Genomic DNA, 10,308 nt, shown 5'->3' on the forward strand with positions numbered 1-10,308 from the left:
ATGGACCAGCAGAACACGTTCGACACGCCGACGACCGCCCGACTGCACCGCGCGGAGTACTTCGCGGGGCTCGCGCTGGCGAGTGGCCTCTTCATCGCGCACTGGGGCGAGATCCGGTGGCTGCCGGCGATCGGCCTGTTCCTCTACATCGACCTGATCGGTTACATCCCCGGCGCGATCGCGTACCACCGCAGCCCCGACGGGCGGATTCCGAAGGCGTACTACGTTCTCTACAACAGCATGCACAGCCTGCTCAGCGCCGGCCTGGTGGTGGCGCTGTGGGCCTGGCTGATCGGGCCCGAGTGGGCGCTGCTGGCCGTACCGATCCACCTCTTCGGTGACCGTTCGCTCTTCGGCAACCAGCTCAAGCCCTTCGGTGTGCCGTTCGAGCCCAAGCGCCTGCCCGCCTTCGACGCGCTGCTGCGCGAGGTGACCGGGCGTCCGTCGCCGTCGCGTGTCGCCGACGTACCGGCTGGCGCGCCGGCCACGTCGAGACCGACCTCGGTCATCTGATGAGCCGGCCGGGCTCCGCGCCGAGCGGTTGGCAGCGTGACGACCCACGGGTCGCACGTCAGCCCGCCCTCGCCGACGACGACGAGGCGTCCGTCGTGATCGTCGGTGGCGGCCTGGCCGGGCTCGCGCTGGCCTACCACCTGACGAACCACCTGCCCGCGAGCGACATCCTGGTGCTGGAGGCCACCGAGGTCGGCGCGGGCGCGAGCGGGCACAGCACGGGCATCGTCGGCCCCGGGGTCGGCGGCCCGATCACCAAGCTGGTCAAACGGTACGGGCGGGACCAGGCCCGGAACATGTTCGCCGCCACGGTCGACGGGATCGCCGCGCTGCGGCGGCTGGCCCGGGCACTGCCGGACGGCTGCGAGCTGACCGAGGGTTTCCAACTCGTGGCGGCGTCGGCGCCCGCACACGCCGGGTCGCTTCGTCGCCAGGCGCAGACCCTGGTCGACCTCGGCTTCGACGCCTCCTACCTGGACCGCGACGCCACCATCGAACGGCTGGGCAGCGTCCGCTACCACGGCGCGTTGTGCTATCCCGACGTGGCGCTGATCAACCCGTGGCTGCTGGTCCAGGCACTCCGGGCGGCGCTGCGCACGGCCGGGGTGCGCATCGCCGAGAACACGCCGGTCACCGCGATCACCGGCGGAGACCCGGTCACGGTGACAGCCGGCGGACATCGGGTACGCGCCCGACGGGTCGCCCTGACCACCGACGGTTTCACCACCGGGCTGGGACTGTTCACCCGCAACGTCGCGGTGATCCGTACCCATGTCCTGCGCACCGAACCCGTGCCCGCCCACCTGCTCGCGCAGACCGGCTGGGACGGACGCGGCGCCGCCATCGACAGCCGCTCGTTCTTCAACTACCTGCGGATGACCGCACGCGGCCGGCTGCTGTTCGGCGGTGGTCCCGCCCTGCTGGAGCCGCGCGTGGACGAGCGTGGCATCGCCGCGGTACGGGACCGGCTGGTACGCGAACTCGCCGCGACCTTCCCGGCGCTGGCGGACGTGCCGGTGAGCGACTTCTGGTCCGGCGTCACGGCATCCACGTTCGACCGGCTGCCCATCGTCGGTCCGGTGCCGGGCCAGCCGGGCGTGTGGTTCGCCGGCGCGTGGTGCGGACACGGCCTGGCTCTCTCCGCGCTCACGGCTGAGCTGCTCGCCCCCCGGCTGGCTGACGGCTCGAAGCCGGAGGCGGTCGACCCGACCGCGCCGCTGCCCGAGCTGCCCTGGCTGCGCAGCAGCGCGGGCCTCATGCCGACGGGTCGGGTCGGCAACCTGCTGCTGGCCGGCTACCTCCGCGGACTGGACGCGGCCGACAAGATCGCCCCCGCCCGGCCAACTCCCACGACGTCGGCCGGGCCGACGCAGGCCGCCGGGCCCACCCGGCCGTCGGCCGCTGCGACAGCGTCGCCGGTAGGTACGGCCGAGGTGCCGCCGGCCCTGGACGTCGAGCTGCCCGCCCCGGTCGCGGGGCCGCCGGCGGCGGTCACGGGCGGCTCGGTCGTGGCCGGGAACCGTGCAGAGGAGCAGCAGGTCGACGTCGTGATCGTCGGGGCGCGGGTGGCGGGCTCGGCGCTGGCGGCCCGGCTCGCGGCAGCCGGCTTGTCGGTGGCGGTGTTCGACCGCGGTGACCTGCCCGCGCCGACCCTGTCCACGCACATCCTGCACGGCACCGAGGACCTGCGCGTCGAGGGCGTGTACGACACCGTCGTCGGGCTCGGTGTGCCGCCGCTGCACGACGTCCGGGTCCGGTTGGACGACGTGCGGCTGCACTTCCGCCACCCCGACGACCCCGGGTTGTGTCCGCCGCGGGACGTCCTCGACCAGGTCCTGCTGGACCGGGCGGTCGCCGCCGGCGCCAAGACCTCCACCGGCACCGCCGTCGTCGGTCTGCGACGCGGCTCCGACGGCACGGTGAACGGCGTGACAGTCCAGCGCGCCGACGGGTCGGTCCGGGACGTGTCGGCACGGCTGGTGATCGGCGCGGACGGCCGCAACTCGTCGGTGGCCCGCTGGGTGGGCGCCCGGCAGTACCTCACCGCGCGCAGCGAACGAGCCCTGCTCTGGCGGTACTTCACCGGCGTCCGGATTCCGCCGGCGCTGCTGTGGCACCGCATCGGGGTGCACATCGTCTCGATCCTGCCGACCGGCCCCGAGGACTTCGTGGTCATCGCACAACCGCCGGAACGCCTACAGGGCGAGCTGGCGGGTCGTGACGTGGCCGGGTTCCTGCGCCACGTGGGATCGGTCAGCCCAGAAGTGGCCCACCTCGCCGCCTCCGCCGAGCCGGTGGGGAACCTCAACCGGGTGGTGCGCTACCCGTGCTTCTTCCGGCAGCCGTTCGGGCCGGGCTGGGCTCTGGTGGGCGACGCCGGGCACGCCAAGGACGCCACCCTGGGTCACGGCATCAACGACGCGCTGCGCAACGCGCGTGGACTCGCGGCGGTGCTCACGACGCACTGGGAGCGACCGGCGGCGCTGTCGTCGGGGCTGGCCCGGTGGGCCCGCGACCGGGACCGGGCCGAACTGCCGAACTACTGGTACGGCCAGGACATCGGTCGGGGCGGCAGGGTCACCGCGATGGAGCACGCGTTCCTCGCCGGCCTTCAGCGCGACCCACGGGCCGTGGGCCGTCTCGACGACGTGATGGGCGACCGGCTCGACGCGGACCGCCTGCTCACCCTGCCCCGGCTGGTGGGTGCCGTCACCCACCGGATCACCGGCGGCGAACCCGCCTCGACCGTCGGCCGCGAGGCCGTCGACCTTGTCCAGCTCGCGTGGGCGCGCCGACGCGCGGCGACCCGCCACGCTCCGTCCGCTCCCTGACCGGTGGAGGTCGCTGCTGTGGAACCGTTGACCGCCCTGGACGTCCTGCGCCGGCACGGGCAGCACTCCAGCGCCGCGCTGGCCCTGAACAGGGACACGCGGCACTTCACCGTGCCCGGCCTCGACGGGTTCATCGCGTACCGGCCGGCCGGCCGGCGGCACGCCGTGCAGCAGGGCAGCGTGCATGCCGACCCGGACGACCGCAAGCGGCTGCTCGGCGCCTTCCACGGCTGGGCCGCGCAGGAGGGTCGCCGGCTGTGCGCGATCCAGCTCACCCCGGACGACCTCGACCTGTACGCCGAGTTCGGTTACCACCTCAGTCAACTCGGTGCCGCGTACTCGATCGACCTGGACAGCTTCACGCTGCGCGGTCGTAAGTTCGAGAAGGTCCGCAACAAGTTGGCCCGTTCCCGGCGGGCCGGGATCACCGTCGTGGAGGCCGGCCGGGACGTGCCGTACGACGCGGCGCTCACCGCCCGCCTGGACGCGATGGACGCCCGCTGGCTCGCCGACAAGGGCCGGCACGTCAAGCAGATCGAGTTTCTGGTCGGTGAACGTGCCCGCCAGGACGACCCCGTGCGCCGGCTGTTCCTCGCGCTGTCCGACGGTGAGCCGGTGGCGTACGTGTCGTACTCCCCGGCGTTCGGCCGGGAGGGCGGATGGCTGTACGACATCACGCGCCGCGAGCCGGACGCGCCTCCCGGCGCGGTCGACCTGGCGTTCGTGGTCGCGTTGCAGCGCTTCCAGGCCGAGGGGGTGCGGTGGCTGCACCTGGGCCTCACGCCGTTCCGGGAGCTGTCGGCCGCACACCAGCCGACGTGTGGCAGCCACCGGGGCGCCGACCGGTTGGTCCGGTTCATCGCCGAGCACGGTGACTGGATCTACCCGGCCCGCAGTCAGGCCGAGTTCAAGGAGAAGTGGCAGCCGAGGGTGACGCCCGAGTACGTGGGCTTCCATCCGAGCGTGTCCCTGCGTACCGTCTGGCGGCTGCTGCGGCTGACCCGGGCGGTGTGACGCCCCGACGGTCGTCTCCGGAAGCCGCGCGGGCCTTCCGGAGACGACCGTTCGTCTCAGCCTCGCGTCACTCGACGGTCAGGCGGACGCGCCGCCGGCGGGCCGCGACGAGCGCGACGACGCCGGCCAGCAACAGGAGGATGCCGGCGCCGGCGATCGTGAGGGCCTTGACGCCGGTGATCGGCAGGCCGGGACCGCCGGCCCCGCCACCGTTGCCCGTGCCGCCGCTGGGACCGGCGGTGGGGCTGCCGCTGGGCTCACCGCTGGGACCGCCGCCGACCGGGGCGCCCGGCTGGTCGACGGTGTACGCGCGCTCCACCGTGTCGGCCGTGACCGGGGACTTCGCCCGGAAGTAGTCGACAAGCACGGTGAGGTCGTTGTCGCCGGTCGCGAGCGGGTCGACACCGCCGGCGAGGGCCTTGAAGTTGTCACCGCCCGAGGCCAGGAACGAGTTGACCGTCACCCGGTAGGTGCCCTTCGGGTCGATGACCGTGCCGTTGAGGAAGATGCGGTCGGCGACGACCCGATTGCCGGCGGGACCGTTCGGGTCGTAGACGTAGCTGAAGCCCTTCGAGACACCCAGGTGGAGGAAGGGCCGCGACGCGCCCGCCGGTTGCCACTGCTGCTCCAGTGTCTCCTTGATCTCCGCACCGGTGTACGTCTTCGTGATCACGTCGTTGGCGAAGGGCTGGACGGTGGCGGCGTCGGCGAAGGTGACCGTGCCGTCGGGACGCTTGACGAAGTCGGCGCGCAGGCCGCCCGGGTTCATGAAGGCGATCTGCGCGCCGCCCCGGTTGGCGGCGCGGGTGCCCTCCAACTGGACGTCCGCGATGAAGTTGCCGAGGGTCGACTCGTTGCCACGGTCCTCGACGCCCTCGGCGGTGACGGCGCGCTTGATGTCGGCGGTGATCTCGCCGATCTTCACCTTGCCCTGCACGTCGGCCTCGGCCTTGGTGTCGGCGACGAACTGCGCGACGGCCGGGTCCGCCGGGTAGCCCTTGATCGGAAGGACCGCGCCCTCGGCGGCGGTCACCTTGCCGTCGGCGATGGTGAGCCTGACCTGGTCCAGCGCGTCCCCGTACCGGCCGGTCTGCAGGACGAGCCGCTTGTGCCCCAGGTTCGGGACGTCGTACGCGCAGTTGTACGGGACGTGGGTGTGACCCGAGATGATCACGTTGATGTCGGCGCTGGCACCGGTCACGATCTTGCCGAACGGAGTGGTCGGGTCGGCCACGGCTGCGCAGGCTGCGGCGTCCGTGCCGCTGGCCTCCGAGCCCTCGTGCACGAGGAGCACGACCGCGTCCACGTCGTCGTCGGCCTTCAGCTTCGCCGCGACGCGGTTCGCCTCGGCGGTCGGGTCCTTGAAGGTCAGGCCCGGAATGCCGGCCGGTGACACCAGCGACGGCGTCTCCAGGGTGACCGCGCCGACGACGCCGATGCGGACGCCGCCGACCGTCAGCACGGTCGACTCCGCCAGGCGGCCGGGAGCGGCCTCGGTGCCCCGGTACACGTTCGCGGCCAGGTACGGGAAGCCGGCGCGGGGGATGACCCGGTCGTTGAGGTCGTCGAACCCGCGGTCGAGTTCGTGGTTGCCGATGCTCGACGCGTCGACACCGATCATCTTCAGGAAGTCGATCGTGGGCTCGTCCTTCTGCACGAGCGAGATGAACGGGGACGCGCCGATGCTGTCACCAGCCGACATGACCAGCGTGTTGTCGTTCTCCGCCCGCAACTGCTTGATCATGCCGGCCATCTGGGCGGCGCCGCCGACTCCCGCCGTGGGCGCCTCCAGGCGGCCGTGGAAGTCGTTGAAACCGAGGATCTGCACCTCGGTCGGCGCGGCCTGCGCCGGGGCCGGCGCGGTGCCCAGCACGACGAGTGTCGCCGCGGCCGTGGCCAGTGCCGCGCGTATGGGAAGGGAACGCAACTGATACTCCTCATCAAACCATCGGTGGAAGCGCCGTCCGGGCGCCCCGAAGGAGATTGCTTGATCTTCGCGCTCATGGTCAGTCATGTTTGTGAATGGCGAGTAACGTACCCGTTCACGCGACGATCAAGTAATTTCCGGCGCTGAGCGTCGCTCGTGCAGAGCGAGCCAGACCCGGTCGGCGGTCAGCGGCAGATCGGTGAAGCGGACGCCGGTCGCGTCGCGCAGAGCGTTCGCCAGCGCCGCGGCGACCGGGTTGAACGGGCTCTCGCTCATCGACTTCGCGCCCAGCGGCCCGACGGCGTCGAGGGTCCGCGCGAAGTGGACTTCCGTGCGGGGGATGTCGGCGAGGGTCGGCAGGTGGTACTGGCGGAAGGCGGCAGTGGTCACCGTACCGCCGGCGTCGACGCGTACCTCCTCGTAGAGGGCGGCCCCGATGGCCTGGGCGACCCCGCCCTCGACCTGGCCCCGGCACTGCATCGGGTTGACGACGGTGCCGGCGTCGGCGGCGTGGACGCTGCGCAGGATGCGGATCGCGCCCGTGTCCGGGTCGACCGCGACCCGGAACCAGTGCGTGTTGAAGGCCACCGAGCGTGGCGTGCCCCCGCAGTGCCCGTCGGCTGCGGTCCGCGCGCCGGCCGAGTGGGCGAGTTCCCACAGGTCCGGCAGGGGTAGCCGGTGGCCGGCGCAGTCGAGCGCGTCGGCGTCGAGCCGGCACTGCGCGACCGGTACGCCGGTGTGCGCGGACGCGAACGCGAGCAGGCGGTCGCGCAGTTCCTGGCAGGCGCGCAGAACGGCGGTTCCCGCGACGATCGTGCCGGTGGAGCCGAACGCCCCGGTGTCGTGCCCGACCAGGTCCGTGTCGGACTGGCGGATCGCGATCCGGTCGGGCGTGGTGGCCAGCGTCTGGGCGGCGAGCTGCTGGTGCACTGTGGTGCTGCCGTTGCCGAACTCGGCGGTGCCGACGGCGACCTCGAAAAGCCCGTCGGGCAGCAGCGTCACCTGGGCGTCCGCGTGGTGCCCGCCGGGTGGCGCGGTGGCGATCATCGACAGGGCCATGCCGTGCCCGGTGAGCCAACCGGGCGGTGCGGGCGGTCCCGCGTCCCTTCCCGCGGCGGCGACGACGTCCAGGCACTGGTCGAGTCCGTAGCTGCCGACGGTCAGGTCGTCGTCGTGGCCGGCCGGGGGGACAAGCCGTTCACCGGGGCGTACGACGTTGCGGGCGCGCAGGGCGACCGGGTCGATGTCGAGGCGTCGGGCCAACTCGTCGAGGACCGACTCGACGGCGAAGCTGACCTGGCCCAGGCCGTAGCCGCGGAACGCGCCGGCGGGGACCGTGTTGGTGTAGACCGCGTACCCGTCGACCCTCTTGTTCGGGCACCGGTACACGGACAGGGATTCGTGGCAGCCGTGGAACAGCACACCGGGCCCGTGGTTGCCGTACGCGCCGGTGTTGGAGACGACCCGCAGGCGGATGCCGGTCAGGGTGCCGTCCCGCTGGGCACCGGCCGTCACCTCGACGGTGAAGGGGTGGCGGGTGGTGGTGGCGGTGAACTGCTCCGCGCGGGTGTGTTCGAGTTTCACCGGGCGACCCGTCCGCAGCGCCGCGAGGACGACGAGGTCCTCGACGAGCATCTCCTGCTTGCCGCCGAACCCGCCACCGACCCGGCCGGTGAGCACCCGTACCCGGTCCGGCGGCAGGTCGAACAGCCGACACAGCGCGCGGCGGGTGAGGAACGGCGTCTGGGTGCTGGAGCGCACGGTCACCCGCCCGTCGTCGTCGACCCAGGCCAGCGCCCCGTGCGTCTCCAGGCTGGCGTGCTGCACACGCTGGGTGCGAAAGGTCTGCCGATGGACGAGGTCGGCGGCCGCGAGCCCGGCGTCCACGTCGCCGACCTCGGCGTGGATCTCGCCGACCACGTTGTCGGCCGCTCGGGCGATGCCGGCCTCGGCACCCTTGTCGACGTGCAGGAGCGGCGCGCCCGGTGCCATCGCCTCCTCCGGGTCGACGACCGCCGGTAGCACCTCGTAGCGCACGACGACGCGTCGACAGCCCTCCTCGGCGGCGGCCTCGGTGTCCGCGACGACGGCGGCGACCCGTTGGCCCACGTGGCGCACCACGTCGTCCAGGAGCCGGGTGTCGGCCGGGTCGTCGCTCGGATGCTCGTGCTGCGCGGTCGAGTAGAGGCGATCGGGGGCGTCCGCGTGGGTGAGCACCGCGTGGACGCCCGGTAGGGCGAGCGCCGCCGTGGCGTCGACGGCCAGGATTCGCGCGTGTGGGTGGGGAGAGCGCAGCACCTTCAGGTGCAGCAGACCGGGCACGTCGACGTCGAACGTGTACCGGGCCGTGCCGGTGACCACCTCCCGACCGGCCGGCGCCGGCACGTTGACCCCGACCGCCGCGCCCGAGGCCGGCTCGTGGACGTGCCGGTCGCCGCGAACGGCGTCCTCGATCGCCCGGTAGCCGGTGCAGCGGCACAGGTTGCCCTTCAACGCCTGCGGGAGCGCGTCGAGTTGGTGCTCGTCGAGCGCGGCGGCCGTCATGATGAAGCCGGCGGTGCAGAAACCACACTGGAAGCCCTGCGCGTCCAGGAAGCGCTGCTGCACGGGGTGCAGGCCGTCGGGCGTGGCGAGACCGCCGATGGTGGTGACCCGACGACCCCGGGCCCGGACCGCCGGGTAGACGCAGCTGTGCACGGGCTCGCCGTCGACGTGCACCGTGCAGGCGCCGCAGTCGCCCGCGTCGCAGCCCTTCTTGACCCCGAAACGGCCGTGTTCGCGCAGGTAGGTGCGCAGGCACTGGCCGGGCCGAGGTGCCTGGTGACACGCCGTCCCGTCGACCTCGATCTCTCCGGTGGTCACCGCGCGCTCCGTCCGGCGAGTTCGGCGCGGATCTGCTCGGCGAACAGCAGGGTGAGGTGGCGTCGCCACCGCGGCAGACCGTGCACGTCGTCGACGTACCGCTCGGCGGGTATGCCGTCGGTGACGGCCTGCCGCAGGGTCTCGGCCGTGGGCAGGGCGTCGAACCGGAGCTGCACCGGCCGTACCGTCGACGCGGTCACCGTGAGCACGAACGACCCTTCGGCCGGGTCGGTGCGGCCCACCAGCAGCGCGGCGGACCGGCCGCCGACGAACAGCGACCCCCGCCGGAACGCGCTCGGGCTGCGCAGGGTGGCGGCGGGCAGGGTCATCGACCGCAGGAACTCCCCGGGTACGAGGGCGGTGGTGCCCTCGCCCGTCACGAAGTCCGCGACCGCCAGCTCACGCCGGTCGCCCTCGGCGGTCAGCAGCAGGCAGGTGCCGTCCAGGGCCGCCCCCAGCGAGATCATCGGGCCGGCCGGTAGCGCCGTGCACAGGTTTCCGCCGACGGTCGCCGTGTTCCAGATCTTGAACGAGGCGAGGAACGCCTCGCAGCACTTCTGGATCAGGTCCCGCAGTGCCGTCGGGTGCGCCGCCGCGGACCGCGCCAGCTCCGCGATCGTGCAGGTCGCGGCGATGTCCAGGCCGCGCGGTGTCGCGGTGACCGGCGGCCAGTCCTCGCCGGCCAGGTCGCGGAGCCGGCGGAGGTGCCGCTGCGGCTCGGAGAACAGGTACGTGCCACCGGCGAGCCAGGCGTCGCCCGCCTGCCACCGACCGGCCACCGCCGCCGGCACCACCGTCCGCACCGAGTCCAGATCCACCGCGCACACCCCGTCCCGCGAAGCCGGTCGGCTCACCTGCCAGCCATCTCAGCAGTGCGGGAGGCCGCAGCCCATTGGCTCAGGGCACGAAGGCTGCCGGGTGGTCGCCGCCGCGAGTTGGGCGTTCGCACAGCGGGCACCTGGACGAGTAGTTGCCAACCATCGCTCGGGCGGTGGGCGCAGCCGGCGGCCGACGGTGACCCTCGGTCACCGTGGTGGAGGGCGGATGCGGTCGTCGGCGGTAGACCTCTAGGGCCTGTCCTGTCGATCATGGAAGCCAGATGATGGCGGCGATGAGGACAAGGCTGGCCCGGTAAAGGGATGCTCGTTTGGCGTAGCGGGT

At 72.8% G+C, this 10,308-nt stretch carries 6 protein-coding genes; 3 read left to right on the forward strand and 3 right to left on the reverse strand.

The features are described 5' to 3' along the window. Genes ABZU91_RS09170 through ABZU91_RS09180 form a run of 3 tightly spaced genes read left to right on the forward strand, consistent with a single transcriptional unit; the run spans position 1 to position 4,358 of the window. On the forward strand, positions 1-513 hold the full coding sequence (locus ABZU91_RS09170; RefSeq protein WP_355236320.1) for a hypothetical protein: 513 nt from the start codon (positions 1-3) through the stop codon (positions 511-513). Beyond that, positions 513-3,344, forward strand: a complete 2,832-nt coding sequence (locus ABZU91_RS09175; protein WP_355236323.1) for an FAD-dependent oxidoreductase — start codon at positions 513-515, stop codon at positions 3,342-3,344. The genes ABZU91_RS09170 and ABZU91_RS09175 overlap by 1 nt, the downstream gene beginning before the upstream one ends. A gap of 18 nt (positions 3,345-3,362) precedes the next feature. Next, on the forward strand, positions 3,363-4,358 hold the full coding sequence (locus ABZU91_RS09180) for a DUF2156 domain-containing protein (protein ID WP_355236326.1): 996 nt from the start codon (positions 3,363-3,365) through the stop codon (positions 4,356-4,358). A 67-nt stretch (positions 4,359-4,425) separates the two neighbouring features. Here ABZU91_RS09180 and ABZU91_RS09185 read toward each other — a convergent pair whose 3' ends face one another. The 3 genes from ABZU91_RS09185 to ABZU91_RS09195 form a co-directional block, all read right to left on the reverse strand. Beyond that, a complete protein-coding gene (locus tag ABZU91_RS09185; protein WP_355236328.1) occupies positions 4,426-6,285 on the reverse strand; it encodes a bifunctional UDP-sugar hydrolase/5'-nucleotidase in 1,860 nt (619 codons plus the stop codon). 126 nt (positions 6,286-6,411) lie between these two features. Beyond that, on the reverse strand, positions 6,412-9,147 hold the full coding sequence (locus ABZU91_RS09190) for a molybdopterin cofactor-binding domain-containing protein (RefSeq protein WP_355236331.1): 2,736 nt from the start codon (positions 9,145-9,147) through the stop codon (positions 6,412-6,414). Continuing rightward, complete coding sequence (locus ABZU91_RS09195; protein WP_355236334.1) at positions 9,144-10,001, reverse strand: FAD binding domain-containing protein; 858 nt, start codon at positions 9,999-10,001, stop codon at positions 9,144-9,146. Before ABZU91_RS09195 ends, ABZU91_RS09190 begins: the two co-directional genes overlap by 4 nt. Positions 10,002-10,308: the final 307 nt, after the last annotated feature.

It is taken from the genome of Micromonospora sp. NPDC005174 (genome assembly GCF_040608495.1).
Lineage (GTDB): Bacteria > Actinomycetota > Actinomycetes > Mycobacteriales > Micromonosporaceae > Micromonospora.